This window comes from Brevibacillus parabrevis, assembly GCF_003710905.1.
GTDB lineage: Bacteria > Bacillota > Bacilli > Brevibacillales > Brevibacillaceae > Brevibacillus > Brevibacillus parabrevis.
This window is the reverse complement of the sequence record NZ_RHHV01000005.1, coordinates 298,900-316,236: the sequence shown is the minus strand read 5'-3', so window position 1 is coordinate 316,236 and position 17,337 is coordinate 298,900. Positions and strand designations below refer to the sequence as shown.

Below are 17,337 nucleotides of genomic sequence, written 5' to 3'. Positions count from 1 at the left end.
GCAGAGAAGTGCTGGCTCTCTCCTATTGGGAGGTTTCCAGCCTGTTCTCATTAGTTGCCCGCTCGGTGGTTCTGGCGGCGGATTTCGTAGACGTCCACAAAATGGCGAATCCGCTCCATGATCCGGGCCGCTTTCGTCTGTTCAATCCGGTTGCCGTTGGAGATAGACAGATGCTCCTGTAGTTCCTCCAGCGAGTAATTCGATGTAAACAAAGTCGGCAGGTGATTGTTCGCCCGCTGGTTCAGGATGACTCCCAAAATCTCGTCGCGCACCCATGGCGTCAAGTTTTCCGCGCCAATATCGTCCAAGATGAGCACGGGCACTTCTTTGAGCAACTCGAGCTTTCCGGCATACGATTGATCCGAGATCGAGTCTTTCATTTCGCGGATAAAGTCGGGAACGTAAACAAGCAGGGAAGCCACGTTCTTCTCGGAAAGCTCGCGGCCGATCGCGCCCATGATGTAGCTTTTTCCTACGCCGAACGGGCCGTGAAAATACAGACCTTTTACCCGCTCGCCCGTGCCGATCTTTTCACAAAACTGCACGGCCGCTTCCACCGAGGCCAAATTGTCTGTGTCGATGACCATTCCTTCAAAGCTCGCGTTCAATGTCTCTTCTGACACGTAGTAGCTGCGCATGAGGCGGCGGCGGCGCACTTCTTCCTCATGGGCAAGCTGCTTGGAACAGGGAGTGATGGAGCTGACGATGTTCTGGTGGGCCACTTCCAGCTGCGTGCTGTGGCCCTTGACCAGATTCGGGCACTCTTTCAGCCCTGGACAACGCTCGCACCAATACTGTTCTTTGACCGCTGTATATATACTGGAGAGCGAGCGCAGGTAATCGTCTCGGGTCAATGCCGGGTGCTCCGCTTGAAATGCTTTCAGATAGGCGGACGAACGAAACATTTTATCCAATTGCTGATCGGGTGTCAGCAGCTGACGCGGTGTTCGCTTGGCAAGCTCCTGCATGAACTCACTGATAGATTCCATTTTCCCTCACGCTCCTTACTTCCGTTTTCGCAGTGTTTCCAGTCTCTTCTGCAAGTCCGGAAAATCTTGAATCGACTGTCCTTTGGCAACGTCTGGCGCTGCCTTTTCCTGCGACATTTGCCACTCCACCGAAGCCGGCAGCTTGTCTTGCAAAATCGCCCTGCCGTTGCGTCTGACTGGCGTCGTTTCCTTTTTCGCTGTCTTGGCTTTCTCGGCCGATTGCGCCCGTTGCTCGGAGCGCTCTACGATCTGCTTCACCGCTTCATCGACCGTGGCGATCCGCTTGGCCTTCCAGCTGTCGCGAATCGTCTCCATGTACGCTTTTGGCAGCTCCATTTGCATGCTGGCGAGCGTGTGCAAAAGCAGTGCGTTCACTACTTCAGCGGACATGCCGTCTGCAAAAACGAGCGTCTCCGCCCGCTCCAAGTACACTTTGCTCACGCGGCCGCCCACGACCTTTTCGAGCAGCGCAAGCGGGGAAAGCAAGCGGCATGCACGGACAAACGCTTCGCTGCCCGGCTCGGGCAACTTGCCTGGCCCCCAGTCGTCATCCAGCGATGCAGGCGCCGAATCGCTGCGGTACAGCTTGTCTTCCGTGTAGCGCTGCATGAGCCGTTTGCGCAGCACATCCCCGTCCAAACTCCGATCCGTATTGTACAACGTCCAGTCCCGCAGTTCCTGCCCCATTCCCCAACTGTCCAACTGATAAAAATGGCAGAGGGAAAACAACAGCTCCATGCTTTTGCCATCCAGAACCTTGGCAGGATCGGCATTGTCCGGCAAATAAAGCCGCAGCGACGACACGCTCAGCGAGTGGTTCACCTGGGCCTCGAAGCCGGATTTCATCGCAGCCTGCGGGAAGCTCGTCTCCATCTCGCTCAAAAAGCGCTCGCGCTCCGAACCTTTTTTCACTTCCAGCTCCGACGGTTTCAACGATTGGAACACTTCATGAAAATCTTTCGTTATGTTTTCGACCTGCGAATATTCTTCCGCCAACTGGCTGCCCAGCCCATCCGCATACTGCTGGCGCAGCTGGGAGAAGCGGACGTTTTCGATCTTGTTGAGCAGCATCAGCGAGAGGACGTAATCGGCAAAAAACTCTCCGGGTGCAAGCGGAGGTTTGATCAAGTATTCGTAGTAATAATCGCGCTGCTGGTTTTCGCGGCGGCGCACTTCTACAAGTCCGATGGCCTCCAGACGTTCACGCGCATCCAGCAAACGATCCAGGGACAAGGAAGACGCAAGCATGAGACTGCGGTGGGTTCCCTCCGCAGAGGCCCCGCTCGCTTCCTGCATGCTATGGACAAGCATTTGGTAGAGGGCGTACGATTCGACGCCAATGATCGGCAAGTACAACTGCGTGACAAACCCCATTTCCGAAAAACTGAGAGGTCTTGCCAGCCGCACCAAATAACGATCCTTGGGCAACAATTCGTTCCAGACTAAACGGCGCATCCGATCTTTCCTTCCTGACAAAATTCGATTCTTTTATTATAGCATGGCAAACGAATGTGCGTAGAAAAATAACTGGAAAGCAAAGAAGCCCTGGCGTTTTTTCGCAAGAGCGTGAGGAGAAATCTATAGGAGCGGACGCGTCCGCCTTTCTCTATGATTCTTTTGGGGATGATGGCTGGCTGCCCCTCGCCTGCGTCAGAAGCTCCTCCAGCTCTTTCATGAATACATTGATATCTTTGAATTGGCGGTAAACGGACGCGAAACGGACGTAAGCGACTTCATCTACGTGGTACAAACGTTCCATGACCTTTTCCCCGACATCGTTGCTCGGGATCTCGGCCTGGCCGCAACTACGCAATTCTTTTTCGATGTCGTTTACCACATTTTCCAGGACTTCCAAAGGAACGGGCCGCTTCTCGCAGGCGCGCACCAATCCGCGCAGCACCTTTTCACGGCTGAACTCTTCGCGGGTGCCATCCTTTTTCACAATCAACAGCGGGGTCTCCTCGACCATTTCAAATGTAGTAAAGCGACGCTCGCACGATTCGCACTCACGGCGGCGACGGATCGATTTATTATGATTAAACGGACGCGAATCCAGGACTTTAGTCCCGTTGTATTCACAAAATGGACAACGCATATCAGAATCAACTCCAATATTGACAATACATGTCTACAGTGTCCCTCATATTCCAGTCAGAAGTCAAGTCAATCCTTGTACCTATTTATATGATAAGTCGTTTGGAGTACAATATGGGTACTGTTGGAGGGATTGCAATGCGTTTAGTTTCTTTAAGACAAGTCCAGCCGGGAATGAAGCTCGGCCGTACCGTTTTCACGGAAGATGGCAAAGTGCTGCTTGGCGTCGGTATGCAATTGACAGAGCGCTTGATTTCTGGGCTCCAGCGATCTGGTGTGGACTCTGTGTACATCGATGATCCGCGTACAGAAGACATCGTGGTGGAGGAAGTCATTCGCCCCCAGACTAGACAAATCGCGGTCGAAGTCATCGAAAAGACGATCAAGCAGATCACCAACTCAAACAAGCTCGCCCGTAAAATCTCCTTGAAAGAGATGGGGTTGCATTTTCAACGGGCTTTTAGCTCCATTCTGGACGACCTGATGCAAAACAAGCAAATGGTCGGCCACCTGACGACAATCTCTTCTCACTCTCCGTCCTTGTATCATCACTCGGTCAACGTGGCCGTGCTCGCGACAGCCGTCGGCATGTCGATCGGCTACAACCGGACACAACTGATGAACCTGGGCGTTGGGGCCATGCTGCATGATATCGGCAAAGTCAGCTTGCCTGAAGAGTTGTTGCAGAAAAAAGAGCGCTGGAACGCGGAAGAACAAGAGATTGCCAAGCAGCATACCACGCTCGGATTTAATCTGCTCCGCAAGCAGCATGACATTTCTTTGATGTCCGCACACGTCTGCTTGCAGCACCACGAACGGCTGAACGGAAGCGGATATCCTCAAGGACTGGTCGGAAAGCAGATTCACGAATTTGCCCAAATCGTGGGCATCTGCGATATTTACGATTCATTGACTTCGCCTCGTCCTTGGCGTAAACGATACATGCCGCAGGATGCCGTCGAATACTTGCTCGGCTCGGGCGGTCACCTGTTCGAGCACCATCTCGTGAACGCCTTTATCAAGCATATCGCCATCTTCCCGATCGGAAGCAGCGTCGTTCTCAATACAGGCGAGACAGGAGTAGTCAGCCGTGTTGACCCGGACTATTCGCATCGGCCAACGGTGCGTATCCTGAGAGACGGCCGCGGCAACGATGTCATCGCTCCTTACGATCTCAACCTCAAGGAGAACATCAGGCTGTTTATCATCGGTTTCGAAGACGACCAGTTGTTTAACATCAGTGGATTGTCTGAATCCGAATCCTCGTGACTTGCTTGCAAACATATCCGGCTTCGCCCACTTGCGGCGAAGCTTTTTCTTTTCCCTTCTCATGTCATGAAAAAACCCTCTGCCCGTTCAATCGGGACAGAGGGTTCTCCATAGCAGCAACTTAGTTTACACCAGCTGTAGCCGCTTCTTTCACAGTTGTTTGGTTGTGCATCTCAGATACGTGGCGAACCAGGTCAACAACGCGGCAGGAATAGCCCCACTCGTTGTCGTACCAAGCGATCACTTTTACTTGGTTGGTTCCCATTACCATCGTGGACAAACCGTCTACGATCGAGGAGTTGTCGTTTCCGTTGAAGTCGCTGGATACGAGCGGCTCGTCGCAAAATTCCAGGTAGCCTTTCATATGGCCTTCGCTCGCTTCGCGCAGCACGCGGTTCACTTCTTCGACCGTTACAGGCTTTTTCGTGTTGATCACCAGGTCCACAACCGACACGTTAGGAGTTGGGACACGCAGCGCGAAGCCGTTCAGCTTGCCGTTCAGTTCAGGCAACACTTTGCCTACCGCGCGGGCAGCACCTGTAGTGGTCGGGATGATGGACTCGCCAGCAGCGCGGGCACGGCGCAGGTCTTTGTGTGGGTTGTCGATGTTTACCTGATCGTTCGTAATCGAGTGAATGGTTGTCATCAAGCCTTGCTCGATGCCGAATGCATCATTCAGCACTTTTGCCACAGGAGCGAGGCAGTTGGTTGTGCAGGAAGCGTTGGACACGATATGGTGATTCGCATGGTCGTAGATGGTATCGTTTACACCCATCACAATCGTTGCGTCTTCTTCCTTGGCAGGAGCGGTAATGACTACTTTTTTCGCTCCGCTTTGCAGGTGCTTGCCAGCGCCTTCGCGGTCTTTGAATTTGCCTGTCGCTTCTACGACGATTTCCACGCCCAGTTCGCCCCAAGGCAGTTTCAGCGGGTCGCGGTCAGACAGGACAACTGTCGCTTTGCCATCTACGATGATTTTGTTGTCTTGTACTTCTACTTTATTTTGCAGGCGTCCGTGAATGGTATCGTATTTGAGCAAATGTGCAAGCGTCTCCGCTGGGTAGCTAGCGTTGATCGCTACGATTTCAATGTTGGGGTCCTGAATAGCGCGGCGGAATACCATGCGCCCGATACGGCCGAAACCATTAATACCAATTTTGATTGTCATAAATAGAAACCCCTTTCGCGATTAAGTTACGCTCATCTGTTACTTTCATTATAATAAGTATAACACAATTATCAATGTGTTTTACTGAAAAATAAATATTTGGACGATTTTCCCCTCCTATTTTTTGTCCGTTTTGTTTCTTAGCCTGCCCTAAACACGAACAAAAGCCGCCCTCATACACGAGAAGCGGCTTTTACCTCAATTGGAAGTCATATATGCGCTTGTAACGGTCATGATAATAGAGGACTCGCTGCACGTACTGGCGCGTCTCCCCGAACGGAATGTCTTCAATCGTCTCGCGGTGCCCGCTCCACTGCTCGGTCGTCAGCCAGCCGTTCACTTTTCCCGGGCCGGCGTTGTAGGCGGCGACGACCTTGATCAGATCGCCCTCATACCGATTGAGCAAAAAGTTCAAATACCATGTTCCGATCTCGATGTTCATGACCGGATCGTACAAGTATTGCTCGTCTTTCGGTTGAAATTTGGCCTGAGTGACGATCCATTCAGCGGTGTCGGGCATGATTTGCATCAAGCCAACCGCGCCCTTTTTCGAGACGCGATCCGTCTTGAAGCCACTCTCCGAACGGATGACGGCCAACACGAGATAAGGGTCCACATTGTATTTGATCGCTGCTGTCAAAATTTCCTGCTGATACTTGATCGGGTACATCCACTTCCAAACCATAGGCGTGCCTTGCAGCAAAAAAACGCTCATCAAGACGAGCAGGATGAATGCTGCGCGTTTGCCTGATTTCATGATCGCAGCTCCGCCCGAATCTCGGCGAGAAGGGCTTCCACTTGTCGCTCTGTCTCTTCGCGTGAAAAGGAGTTGTCGATCAAAAAGTCGGCTTCCAGCTTCTTCTGGTCAATCGGAAATTGCGCTCGCAGCCGTTTTTGCGCCTGTTCTTCTTCCAACTCGTCCCGTTCCATCATGCGGGCGAGCTGCATATCGCCTGGCGCGTAGACCACGACGATTTTCTCGACCATGTGTTGCAGCTTGCTCTCGAACAACAGCGGGATGTCCATAAACACGATGTCAGCCCCGTTGGCCTCTGCTGCTTCCGCTTCCTCCCGCATGACTCTCCGTACCTCAGGATGGACGATGGCATTCAGCTTTTGTCGCTCGGATTCGTCTGAGAACACGATTTCTCCCAGCCCTTTTCGATCAATCTGACCGTCTTCCAGCAAAATGTCTCTTCCAAAATGACGCACAATCGCTTCATAGGCTGGTTTCCCCGGCTCTACGACTTCTCTGGCAATCTGATCCGCATCGATCACGGGAATCCCGCGTTCTCTGAGCATCCCTGTGACTGTGCTTTTGCCAGTGGCGATCCCGCCTGTCAATCCTAAAATCATATCCATCCTCCTCCCTCGGCAATAATGTTACTTCTTCTGGCACACCGGACAAATATGGGTTCCTCTGCCACCCACGACAAAGCGGACGATCTCGGCTCCGCAGCGGACGCAAGCCTCGTTTTTCCGTCCATACACCGTAAGCGATTGCTGGAACATGCCCATCTCGCCCTGGCCGTTCACGTAGGACTTGATGGAGCTGCCTCCTTGCTCGACAGCCTCGGACAAAGTAGCGACGATGCTCTCGTGCAGTCGTTCGACCTCTTCGCGGGTCAATTCTCCTGCCAGCTTCTCCGGGTGGATTCCTGCCTTAAACAGCGACTCGTCCACATAAATATTCCCCAGCCCGACAATACATTCCTGGTTCAGAAGGAGCGGTTTGATTTTTGTTGACCGCCCTGCCAAAAGCTTGGCGAGAACATCGGGAGTAAAGCTCTCTTCAAGCGGCTCTACTCCCAGTTTTGCCAACGGCCCGGTCGCTGTTTCCATTCCTTTTGGAAAAAGATCCATCGTCCCGAACTGGCGCACGTCCCGATAACGCAGCTCCGACTGATCTGTAAAATGGAACACGACATGCGTGTGCTTTTCCATCGGCTCTTCCGACTGGTACAATCCGTACCTTCCTTCCATCCGCAGATGGGAGATCAGCACATCCTGATCCATGAAAAATTGAATGAACTTGGCCCGGCGCGAGATGTCCTGAATCGTTTGTCCCGCCAATTGGGCCTTGAATTGTTCGATATCATCCGGCTGGCGAATGATCCGGGGCAGATGGACACTGACCCGCTCAATCGTTTTTCCCAGCACCAAACTGCGCAGTGTGCGCACAACGGTTTCTACCTCTGGCAACTCCGGCATGGTGCCTCCTCCTCTCGCTGTCTCTTTGCTTACTCTATTGTTTACGGCGACACGCCTGCTTACTTCGCTTCGTACCAGCTGCGTCCGTCACTCACGTCCACTTTGAGCGGAACATCGAGCGCAAGCGCCCCTTCCATGACTTCCGGCACGAGCTTGCGCATGATCTCAAGCTCGTCTTTTGGCACTTCAAACACAAGCTCATCGTGCACCTGCAAAAGCATGCGGCTGGACAGCCCTTTTTCCACCAGACTCTCTTGCATGCGAATCATCGCCAGCTTGATGACATCCGCCGCTGTCCCTTGAATCGGCGTGTTCATCGCTGTGCGCTCTGCAAAGGAACGCAGATTGAAGTTGCTGCTGCGAATGTCCGGCAAATAACGGCGGCGGTGCAGCAGAGTGGTCACGTAGCCATCCTGCTTGGCCTGCTGAACGATCTCTTCCATCCAATGTTTCACGCCGGAGAAAACGGCGAAGTAACGCTCGATAAAATCGGCCGCTTCCTTGCGGGTGATGTTCAAGTTTTGCGACAATCCGTAGTCGCTGATCCCGTAAACGATGCCGAAGTTGACCGCTTTGGCCTGACGGCGCATCAGCGAAGTCACTTCGTCTTCGCTCACTCCGAACACGTCCATCGCTGTCCGCGTATGAATGTCCATCCCTTTTTGGAACGCGTCGATCAGATTGGCGTCGCCGGAAATATGGGCGAGAATCCGCAGCTCGATCTGCGAGTAGTCCGCCGCCAGCATGTACCAGTCCTCCTCAGACGGGATGAACGCTTCGCGGATTTTGCGGCCTTCCTCCATGCGGATCGGGATGTTTTGCAGGTTCGGCTCCGTACTCGACAAACGTCCTGTGGCGGTAGTGGCCTGATTGTACAACGTGTGCACCTTGCTCGTCTTCGTATGAATTTCTTTAATCAAGCCTTCAATGTACGTAGAGCGAAGCTTCCCGAGCTGGCGGAAGTTTAGGATCGCGTCGATAATCGGGTGATACGGTGCCAGCTTCTCCAACACGTCTGCGCTGGTCGACGGACCTGTTTTCGTTTTTTTGATCACAGGCAAAGACAGCTTGTCGAACAAAATTTCACCCAATTGCTTCGGCGAGTTGATGTTGAACGATCCGCCAGCCAGGTCGTAAATCTGGGTGGTCAAATCAGCCAGCTTTCTGTCCAGCTCTTCCCCCATCTGTGCCAGGCGCTCGCTGTTGACCTTGATCCCCTGCTTCTCCATTTGCGCCAACACCATGCTAAGCGGCGCTTCCAGATCGCGGAGCAGCTCCACCATTTCATTTTCCACCAGCTGCTCGCGCAGGACGGGAACGCTTTGCCAAATCGCGGCGGCCTTGTGCGCTACATGCTCACTGAGCACATCCATCTCTGGAACAAGCCGTTTGGCTCCTTTTCCATATACCTCTTCGTCGGACAGTACGCGTACGTGGGCATATTGCGAAGCGATGCTGTCAAGCGTAGGGTTGCTCTCCGCAGCGTTGAGCAAATAAGACGCGAGGTACACGTCAAAGCCGATCCCTTTTGCCTCCAGCTCATGCCAGGCCAGGCCGACCGTGTCGCGCTTGCCGTCAAACGCCCACTTTTCCTGCGCCGGGTCAGCCAGCCACGTACAGAATGCCTTCCATTCGCGTGCCACGTCCCACGGTACGAACAGGACGTTCTCTTCTGACGCCAGACCGAAGCCAAGAATCGGCGCATGGTGGTAGTTCTCCCCATCCATTTCGATGTACAGCGCCATTGGCGAGGTCAGCTTGTCTGCGTGCTTGTCGGCATTTTCCTCCGTGACCACTTCGAAGTGGAACGGCTTCGCCTCTGCTTGCTCGCTGCCTTCTCCTGGCTGTGCCACCTTGATTTTGGAGAGCAGCGACTTAAATTCCATCTTTTTAAAGAAATCGCTGACGAGCGCTCCGTCATAGCCGTCGTACGCTGTCTCTTCGACTTGCAATTCGACCGGAGCTTCGCGCAAAATCGTCGCCAACGCCTTGCTCATGTTGGCCTTGTCCACGTTCTCGCGCAAGTTTTCTTGCAGCTTTTTGCCGGAGATGCGATCGATGTTTTCCAGCACCTTCTCGACAGAGCCGTATTCGTGCAACAGCTTCAGGGCTGTTTTCTCGCCGACTCCGGGAACGCCCGGAATGTTGTCGGACGAATCGCCCATCAAGCCTTTCAGATCAATGATTTGCAGCGGCGCAAGGCCGTATTTTTCCTGAATTTCCTGCGGGGTGTACAGCTCGATTTCACTGACGCCTTTGCGAGTCAGCGCGACCGATATGTGATCGGACACGAGCTGGAGCATGTCTTTGTCCCCGGTAATGACGGTCGTTTTCCAAGACTGCTCGTCCGCGTGCTTGGTCAGCGTACCGATAATGTCGTCGGCCTCGTAGCCCTCCAGCTCAAATCGCTTGATGGAAAAGGCGTCCAGAAGCTCGCGAATCAGCGGAAACTGCTCGGACAGCTCAGGTGGTGTCTTGCTGCGTCCACCCTTGTACTCTGCGTATTCGCTGTGGCGAAACACAACTTTTCCGGCGTCAAAAGCAACCATGATATGCGTTGGCTTCATTTCTTCCAGCACTTTCAGCAGCATGGTGGTAAAACCGAGCACTGCGTTCGTATGCAGTCCAGCTGACGTGGACAACAAAGGGAGCGCGTAAAACGCCCGGTTAGCAACACTGTTTCCATCAATCAACACAAAATGACTCAAGGAATCCGACCCCTCTCGTGGCGAAACTACTATCTTTTATCGTAACATAGGGCGATTGCATAAGCCAAGCCGCAGATGTCGCGGGTAAACACGGGCATGGTTGAACAGACTATGAAAAAAATGACAAGGAAGGCGATTGCATGCAACTGCTCAAAAAAATCCCGTTGATTGTAGCGCTTCTGCTCTCGTGTTTTGCCTTTTCCACGGCGACAACGGCAAATGATACGCCTTCGCCCGAACAGCCAAAGCCGAAGCCAAAGCACCTGATTGCTTTTGTCATCGATGATTTTGGCAACAACATGGCGGGAACAGAAGAAATGCTGAACATGCCCGTACCGCTGACAGTTGCGGTCATGCCGTTTATGCCCAGTACGAAGCAGGACGCCGAGCTTGCCCACCAAAAAGGGCACGACGTATTCGTCCATATGCCGATGGAGCCGGTAAAAGGCAAACGCTCCTGGCTCGGCCCCGGGGCGCTCACCACGGATTTGTCCGATGAAGAAATCCGCAAGCGCGTGGAAAAGGCGATTGATGACGTGCCGCACGCGATCGGGATGAACAACCATATGGGCTCAAAAGTGACGGCGGACGAGCGAATCATGCGCATCGTGATGAGCGTCATCAAAGAGCGCGGTCTGGTTTACCTGGACAGCAAAACAACCGACAAGAGCGTCGCAGGCAAGGTCGCGGCTGAAATGGGGGTTCCCCATGCAGAAAACCGGATTTTTCTCGACGACCAGTACACCGTGCCGCACATCACCAAACAAATGGAGAAAATATGCAAGCTGATCGATAACCACCCGGTTTGCATCGCGATCGGGCATGTCGGCCCTCCTGGCAAGAAAACAGCCTCCGTTCTGCGCCAGTACATCCCGCGGATTCAGAAGGAGGCCGAATTTGTAACTATCTCGAAGCTTATTCAACAATCCGGCCATTGATTTGCTCAATCAATGGCTCTTGCCACCAGCTTTCTTCTGTGGACGCCTCCATTTTCAAATTTCCCGTCAAGGTCACGTACTCGCTCACGGCATCGCTGATCGCCTGGGCGATTTTTTCTTGTGACTGGGGATGGGTAAGCATATGTCGGTCAGACGCGTTGCTGATAAACCCCATTTCCACAATGACGGACGGACAGTATTGGTGGCGAAGTACGTAGTACGTTTTGCCTTTGACTGGTTTGTCATTGGTGTTCGCCAGACGGTTGAGGGAGCTTTGCAAAAGATCCGCCAGCATGTAGCTCTGCTCGTTGCTCTGGTAGAGCACGACAGGGCCGCGGCGGCGCGCATCTTTTGACCAGTTGACGTGCAGGCTCAGCATCATTTGCGGCACCATTTCTTTCGCCAAGTTTTTGCGCTGGGCCAGGTCGCGAATGTGCCGGGAGCGATTCCCCAGCCAGCGGTTGTCGTCGCTCAGCGCGATATCCTCGTACCGATTGAGCGCGACGCTGTACCCCGCTTTGGTCAGTTGCTCGTACAAGCGCTTGGCGATTTGCAGATTGATGTCCTTTTCGTAAAGGTCGCCATACGACGTGCCGGAATCAATCCCTCCGTGACCGACGTCAATCAAAATGTGGATGGGAGTCAGCGGGATCGCTTCTGTCCGGGCCGGAAAACTGACGACGACGAACAGGAACAGCAGGACAGCAACACGGAAAAAGAAAGGTAGATATCTCATGCTTGTAGGATTGCCTGATTGAAAAAAAACCTTTCAGGCAACTGGGTAAGCATAACATTGTGAATTTTTCAGGCGGACGTTACAATAGAGAACATCGTGACTTTTAGCAGATATAAGAAGGTGTACTCATGAATCATTCATTGGAAAAGCCGCCTTTTCCCCCGTATCTCGCGCTGTTGATCGGGGTGATTGCGATTTCTTCGTCCGCGATTTTCGTCAAACTGTCCAGTGCACCTGCACCGATCATCGCCACGTATCGGCTGATTTTTTCTGTCGTACTCACGCTTCCTTTTTTGCTCTGGAATCGCGGTGCCATCGCCGAGATCGGAAAAATGAGCAAAAAAGTGTGGCTACTCTGTCTATTGTCTGGCGCATTTTTGGCCAGCCACTTTCTGTTGTGGTTCGAATCGTTGAACTACACATCTGTAGCCAGTTCTACGGTTCTCGTAACGTTGCAGCCCTTGTTCGCCTTTATCGGCGGTTACTTCTTCTTCGGGGAACGCGTGCGGCTGCTCGCGCTCTCTGGCGGACTGCTCGCGATCGTGGGCAGCTTCGTCATCGGCTGGGGTGATTTTCAAGTCGGGGGGATGGCTCTTTTTGGCGATGCCCTCGCCTTGCTCGGAGCGGTGACCGTTACAGGCTACTGGCTGGTCGGCCAATACGTCCGCCAGCACATGTCTTCGTTCTCCTACACACTCGTCGTCTACTCTGCGACGAGCGTGATTCTCGTGGCGTACGATCTCGCACTGGGCTATCCACTGGTCGGCTATCCCGCGCAAGACTGGGGTTGGTTTTTCTGCCTCGCCCTGTTCCCGACTTTGCTTGGGCACTCGATCTTCAACTGGGTGATCAAGTGGCTGAGTACGACCACGATTTCGATGGGAATTTTGGGAGAACCGATCGGGACGGCCATCCTGGCTTACTTTATTTTGGGAGAGATCGTTACGGTGCCACAATGGGTAGGCGGCCTTGTCATCATCGCAGGTATTTATTTGTTCATTCGCTATAACCAACCAGCTAAAGGAGTGTCCCAAGGTGAACAAGCACCCCCAACACCGAAAAAGCTTGCGTGAATTTGTCAAAGGACTGAACGTCTGGGCCAAGATCGGCTGGACGATTCTTTTGGGCTACATCGTCGGAAGGATCGTGTACTGGTTGTGGAAGGTTACTTCCTGACTGGATGAAAAGAGGGTCACCCCCGCAGCCTGACACAAGGCTTGCAGGAGTGACCCTTTCTTCTTAGGCAGCCGCCTTTTGTTGCTCGGGCGCCTGCGGAGCTTTCTTCGGTTTTTTATGCAAAAAGTACAAGAGTGGGATCGACAAGGCAATCGGGATGACAGAGACGAGGAACGTGTCTCCGATCCCTTGCACCAGCGCTTCTTTTGCCATCATCCCGTACAGGATCGTGCTCGCTCCGCCTGTTGCGCTCGCTGTATCTACCCCTGCCTGAACGTACAAGCCGGAAATTCCGCCGATAAACTGCGTAGCCATATCCGAGTTCAGGTTGTCGGCAATGGAAGACATGTGGAACGTTTGCCGCGCCTGCATGATCACGGTCAAAATCGCAATCGCGAACGAGCTCATGACCTGGCGCAGCACGTTCGAGAGCGGAGAAGCATCCCCGACACTCGTCCGCGGCACCGCGTTCATCCCGACCGTCGACAGCGTCATCATGCACAGGCCGATACCCACACCGCGGATGGTCAAAATCATGTCCATCCAGGAATGCATGCTGTCTGCCGCGAGATTGTGCAGCTCATAAGTCGTGATGGTCATGATCGTCAGTCCGACCAGTCCGATTGGCCCGATGCCGTATTTATCCATCAGCTTGCCGCTGATCGGCATCATGACTGCCATCGCAATCGACTGCGGCATCAGCAATATCCCTGACTCCATGGCCGTCATCCCCTGAATGTTTTGCAGGAAGATCGGCATCAGGAAGATCCCGCCCATCATCCCCATCATGACAAAACCGGACGTCAGAATACTGATGGAAAAGACAGGGATTTTCAGCAAGCGCAAGTCAAGCAGCGGCTGTTCTTTTCCAAGTTCCACCCAGACGAACAGCGCAAGGCTCGTGATGGCAACGAAGAACAGACTGACAATAAAAAAGGACGTCCATCCTTCCGCCTGTCCTTTACTGAACGCGAGCAGAAGGGCACCAAAGCCGACAATCGCCAGAAAAGCGCCGAGAAAGTCGAACTTCAACTCCGGTTTTTTCGGTGTTTCCTTGAGCAAAACCATACTCATGATTACCGCAAAAATCCCGAAAGGAACACCGACCAAAAACAGAAACTGCCAGCTCAAAAACTCAATGAGGTAACCGCCAAGAGTCGGGCCCAATGCAGGCGCCGTCATCGAAGCAATCCCGAAAATCCCCAGAGCCATCCCGATCTTTTCCCGGGGAACGATCATGTAGATCATCGACATCCCGATCGGCATGATCATCCCGCCACTCACCCCTTGCACGACGCGAAACGCAATCAGGGAAGAATCGCTCCAGGCGAGCGCACAAAGGACGGATGAGATCGTAAAGGCAGACAATGACAGGACGAATATTTTCTTTGCCCCGAATTTGGCTGACAGCGAACCGCTCATCGGAATCATGACGGCGTTTGCCAGCATGTATCCTGTCAAAACCCATTGCATGGTCTCTGTCGTGGAGCCAAAAATACTGACCATGGTGGGCAGGGCAACGTTGATCAAACTGTTATTCAAAATCGCAACGAAGGTTCCCGAGAGAATCGCGATCAATGACAGCCACATGCTGCCGTTGCCGCTCTTTTCCTCCCGCTGTGCCACCGCTTCCGCCATGTCATCACCCCCGTTAGTTTGCGATCACCTTGGTGCCCTCGGACAGCTTGTCTGTCGGGTTCAAAACAATCTGATCGTTGTCTTTCACACCTTGGGTCACAGTTGTCCAGTCACCGCTTGCGTTGTCTACAGAAACTTCCACCTGGTGAACGACGTCGTTGTCCACGGTGTAGATGTAATGCTTGTTTTCTTTGGCAAGAACAGCTGTCGTCGGTATTTTCATTCCTTGTGTCGCCTGACCTTGCAGGGCCACTTCAGCTACCATCCCGGCGCGCAGCAGTCCTTCTTGGTTGCTCACCTTCACCTTGATCGGGAACGAGCTGCTGTTAGGGTCAGAGACTGGGGAGACGAACTCTACCGTACCTTTCAACACTTTTCCGCCCAGGCTGCCGACTTTTACGTCAACTTCAGAGCCAACTTTGACGCTGTTGATCTGATCTTGCGGTACGCTTGCCTCTACTTTCACGTCAGCCATGTTGACGAGGACGAGCAATGGCGTGCCTGCTCCAGCCATTTCGCCCGGATCGATGGAACGCTTCGCGACGATGCCGCTGATTGGCGCGCGAATGATCGTGTTGTCATAGCTGCTTTTTGCCAGCTCCAGGCTGGAATTGAGACGGCTTACCTCTGCTTGAAGCGCGGCAACCGTGTCAGCGGTCGGGCCTGCTTTTGCCAGATCGTACTGCGCTTGCGCCTGCTCCAGTCCTGTTCTCGCCTTTTCCAGATCGAGCGAGACTCTTTCCAGTTCAGCCTGTGACAGCGCCCCTGCATCGAACAAAGCTTTCATGCGATTGTAGTTGCTCTCTGCCACCTTCAGGCCGGCTTGCGCTTGCGTCACGATGCTCGACAGCTGTGTGAGCTGCTCGTTGCGGGCGCCTGCTTTTGTATCGCGCAGCTTGGCGCTTGCTCCGGCAATAGCCGCCTGCGCCTGATTAATTTGTTGCTGATAGTCTGCCGCCTCCAGCGTAACCAATACATCGCCTTGCTTGACGACAGAGCCTTCTTTTACGTTGACGCTCGCCGCTTTGCCGGACACTTTGGACACGACCTGAATTTCATCCGAAGCGGCGATTTTACCGTTCGCAATGACTCCTGTCTGGGAAGGAGTCACCTTCCATGTCTTCACAACCGGAATGCTTTCGCCTCCGGAAGACGCGGAGGATGTATCGCTACAGCCTGCTGTAATGAGCGAAATCGCCATCAATACAGCGGCGATGGACTTCCATTGAGCTGTTTTTTTCATGCCAGATTACATCTCCTTCACTTGCACTTTGATCTCGGCGTTCAAACCGGCAGCCAAATGAAGACCTGCTGTGTCATCAATGGCAATTTTAATCGGAATACGCTGGGTGACTTTGGTGAAGTTCCCGCTTGTGTTGACGGCTGGCATCAAGGAAAACGTGGAGTTAGTCGCTTTTCCGATCTCCATCAGATGACCAGTCAGTTTTTTGCCCGGATAGGCATCCAGCGAAAATTCTACCTTTTGGCCCAGCTTCAGCCGCTCGATCTCGGTTTCTTCCAGGTTTGCGGAGATGTACAGCTTGCTCTCGTCAATCACCAGCGCAACGGATTGCCCTGTGGAAACAATTTCGCCTTCCTTCGCCTGCGTTTTGATCACGGTTCCTGTAATCGGAGAACGCAGGACGCTGTTTTCCAGCGAAGTAGTCGCGAGGTTGCTCGTATCTTGCTGTCCGACAATTTGATCTGCTACAACCGCGTCGCCTTCTTTTACAGCGAGTCCGGTCAGCTTGCCTGTCATTTTAGGCATAACCCGATAAATATCCCCTGCGACTCTGGCATCCTGCGTCGTAACGTAGTGTTCACCTTGATACCAGTAGTAGTAACCGATGCCCCCGCCCCCTGCGACAAACAGGAGCAAAATGACATACAAAACCAGTTTTCGCTTCATGATTTCTCCTCAACTTTCTCTCTCTTCTAGTTTCGTAATCAACGTTTCCATCGAATAAATAATGCCATCTAGGTCTTCATCCGAAAAACCGTGGAAAATCCGCTTGTAAAATTCTTCCGAGAAAAAGTCAACCTTGGCAAACAGTTCGGTAATCTTCTCCGTTTTCTGAATCCAGACAACTCGGCGGTCCTTCTCATCACGCACTCGCTCGACCAGCTGCTCCCTTTCCAGTCGGTCAATGATGCCGGAAACGGTGCTGTACGACAAATCGACAGCTTTGCTCAACTGGCCGATCGTTTTGGGCTCGCAATGAATTTGCCGAATGATCATCAATTGGGGAACGGTCAAACCGTATTTGCTCAGTTCCTTGGTAGCCATCGTCGCGAAGGTCTTGTTCAGACGCTTCAGCAAGTCCCGTATATGCAACGGCTTGTTCATGATGCACTCCTTTCCTAACTAATATTTCGGACACGAAATTTTTATCACAGAAAACACTATACG

General features: G+C 53.0%; 17 protein-coding genes. 4 read left to right on the top strand and 13 right to left on the bottom strand.

The features are described from left to right. Window positions 1-50 precede the first annotated feature (50 nt). From dnaI to nrdR, 3 genes are all read right to left on the bottom strand, one after another. Window positions 51-989 (bottom strand): primosomal protein DnaI, encoded by a 939-nt coding sequence (gene dnaI, locus EDM60_RS04825; RefSeq protein ID WP_122962936.1) that lies wholly within the window; start codon window positions 987-989, stop codon window positions 51-53. Between the two features lie 15 nt (window positions 990-1,004). Next, window positions 1,005-2,444 (bottom strand): replication initiation and membrane attachment family protein, encoded by a 1,440-nt coding sequence (locus tag EDM60_RS04820; protein WP_122962935.1) that lies wholly within the window; start codon window positions 2,442-2,444, stop codon window positions 1,005-1,007. 151 nt (window positions 2,445-2,595) lie between these two features. Further along, entirely contained in the window at window positions 2,596-3,084 is a 489-nt protein-coding gene (gene nrdR / locus EDM60_RS04815; RefSeq protein WP_122962934.1) for a transcriptional regulator NrdR, read from the bottom strand. 137 nt (window positions 3,085-3,221) lie between these two features. Between nrdR and EDM60_RS04810 the strand changes: the two genes are divergently transcribed. Then, complete coding sequence (locus tag EDM60_RS04810; RefSeq protein ID WP_122962933.1) at window positions 3,222-4,352, top strand: HD-GYP domain-containing protein; 1,131 nt, start codon at window positions 3,222-3,224, stop codon at window positions 4,350-4,352. Window positions 4,353-4,473: 121 nt separating this feature from the next. Here EDM60_RS04810 and EDM60_RS04805 read toward each other — a convergent pair whose 3' ends face one another. From EDM60_RS04805 to polA, 5 genes are all read right to left on the bottom strand, one after another. Beyond that, window positions 4,474-5,520 (bottom strand): glyceraldehyde-3-phosphate dehydrogenase, encoded by a 1,047-nt coding sequence (locus tag EDM60_RS04805; protein ID WP_122962932.1) that lies wholly within the window; start codon window positions 5,518-5,520, stop codon window positions 4,474-4,476. Between the two features lie 193 nt (window positions 5,521-5,713). Then, window positions 5,714-6,277, bottom strand: a complete 564-nt coding sequence (locus tag EDM60_RS04800) for a lytic transglycosylase domain-containing protein (protein ID WP_122962931.1) — start codon at window positions 6,275-6,277, stop codon at window positions 5,714-5,716. Continuing rightward, window positions 6,274-6,882 carry a dephospho-CoA kinase gene (gene coaE / locus EDM60_RS04795; protein ID WP_122962930.1) on the bottom strand — a complete coding sequence of 203 codons (609 nt, stop codon included), beginning with the start codon at window positions 6,880-6,882 and terminating at the stop codon, window positions 6,274-6,276. Before coaE ends, EDM60_RS04800 begins: the two co-directional genes overlap by 4 nt. 21 nt (window positions 6,883-6,903) lie before the next feature. Next, window positions 6,904-7,731, bottom strand: coding sequence for a DNA-formamidopyrimidine glycosylase (gene mutM, locus EDM60_RS04790; protein WP_122962929.1), 828 nt, complete (start codon window positions 7,729-7,731; stop codon window positions 6,904-6,906). Window positions 7,732-7,790: 59 nt separating this feature from the next. Continuing rightward, on the bottom strand, window positions 7,791-10,439 hold the full coding sequence (gene polA, locus EDM60_RS04785; protein ID WP_122962928.1) for a DNA polymerase I: 2,649 nt from the start codon (window positions 10,437-10,439) through the stop codon (window positions 7,791-7,793). Window positions 10,440-10,579: 140 nt separating this feature from the next. On the opposite strand from polA, the gene EDM60_RS04780 reads away from it, so the two are divergent. Beyond that, window positions 10,580-11,377 (top strand): divergent polysaccharide deacetylase family protein, encoded by a 798-nt coding sequence (locus tag EDM60_RS04780; RefSeq protein ID WP_122962927.1) that lies wholly within the window; start codon window positions 10,580-10,582, stop codon window positions 11,375-11,377. Here the strand turns inward: EDM60_RS04780 and EDM60_RS04775 are convergent. Next, on the bottom strand, window positions 11,355-12,113 hold the full coding sequence (locus EDM60_RS04775) for an N-acetylmuramoyl-L-alanine amidase family protein (protein WP_122962926.1): 759 nt from the start codon (window positions 12,111-12,113) through the stop codon (window positions 11,355-11,357). The two genes, EDM60_RS04780 and EDM60_RS04775, sit on opposite strands and share 23 nt — an antisense overlap. 128 nt (window positions 12,114-12,241) lie before the next feature. On the opposite strand from EDM60_RS04775, the gene EDM60_RS04770 reads away from it, so the two are divergent. Both EDM60_RS04770 and EDM60_RS28455 read left to right on the top strand, forming a co-directional pair. Then, complete coding sequence (locus EDM60_RS04770) at window positions 12,242-13,186, top strand: DMT family transporter (protein ID WP_122962925.1); 945 nt, start codon at window positions 12,242-12,244, stop codon at window positions 13,184-13,186. Then, the gene (locus tag EDM60_RS28455; RefSeq protein ID WP_167470232.1) at window positions 13,149-13,289 is read left to right on the top strand and encodes a hypothetical protein; all 141 of its coding nucleotides are present in this window, start codon (window positions 13,149-13,151) and stop codon (window positions 13,287-13,289) included. Before EDM60_RS04770 ends, EDM60_RS28455 begins: the two co-directional genes overlap by 38 nt. A 63-nt stretch (window positions 13,290-13,352) precedes the next feature. Here the strand turns inward: EDM60_RS28455 and EDM60_RS04765 are convergent, their stop codons facing one another. From EDM60_RS04765 to EDM60_RS04750, 4 genes are read right to left on the bottom strand one after another with little or no spacing between them, the layout of a single operon-like run. Further along, the gene (locus tag EDM60_RS04765) at window positions 13,353-14,927 is read right to left on the bottom strand and encodes a DHA2 family efflux MFS transporter permease subunit (protein ID WP_122962924.1); all 1,575 of its coding nucleotides are present in this window, start codon (window positions 14,925-14,927) and stop codon (window positions 13,353-13,355) included. 13 nt (window positions 14,928-14,940) lie between these two features. Further along, window positions 14,941-16,170, bottom strand: coding sequence for an efflux RND transporter periplasmic adaptor subunit (locus EDM60_RS04760; protein ID WP_122962923.1), 1,230 nt, complete (start codon window positions 16,168-16,170; stop codon window positions 14,941-14,943). A gap of 6 nt (window positions 16,171-16,176) precedes the next feature. Continuing rightward, complete coding sequence (locus tag EDM60_RS04755; protein ID WP_122962922.1) at window positions 16,177-16,836, bottom strand: efflux RND transporter periplasmic adaptor subunit; 660 nt, start codon at window positions 16,834-16,836, stop codon at window positions 16,177-16,179. A 9-nt stretch (window positions 16,837-16,845) separates the two neighbouring features. Continuing rightward, window positions 16,846-17,274: a MarR family winged helix-turn-helix transcriptional regulator gene (locus EDM60_RS04750; protein WP_122962921.1), complete on the bottom strand. Its 429-nt coding sequence runs from the start codon at window positions 17,272-17,274 to the stop codon at window positions 16,846-16,848. Between the last annotated feature and the right edge of the window lie 63 nt (window positions 17,275-17,337).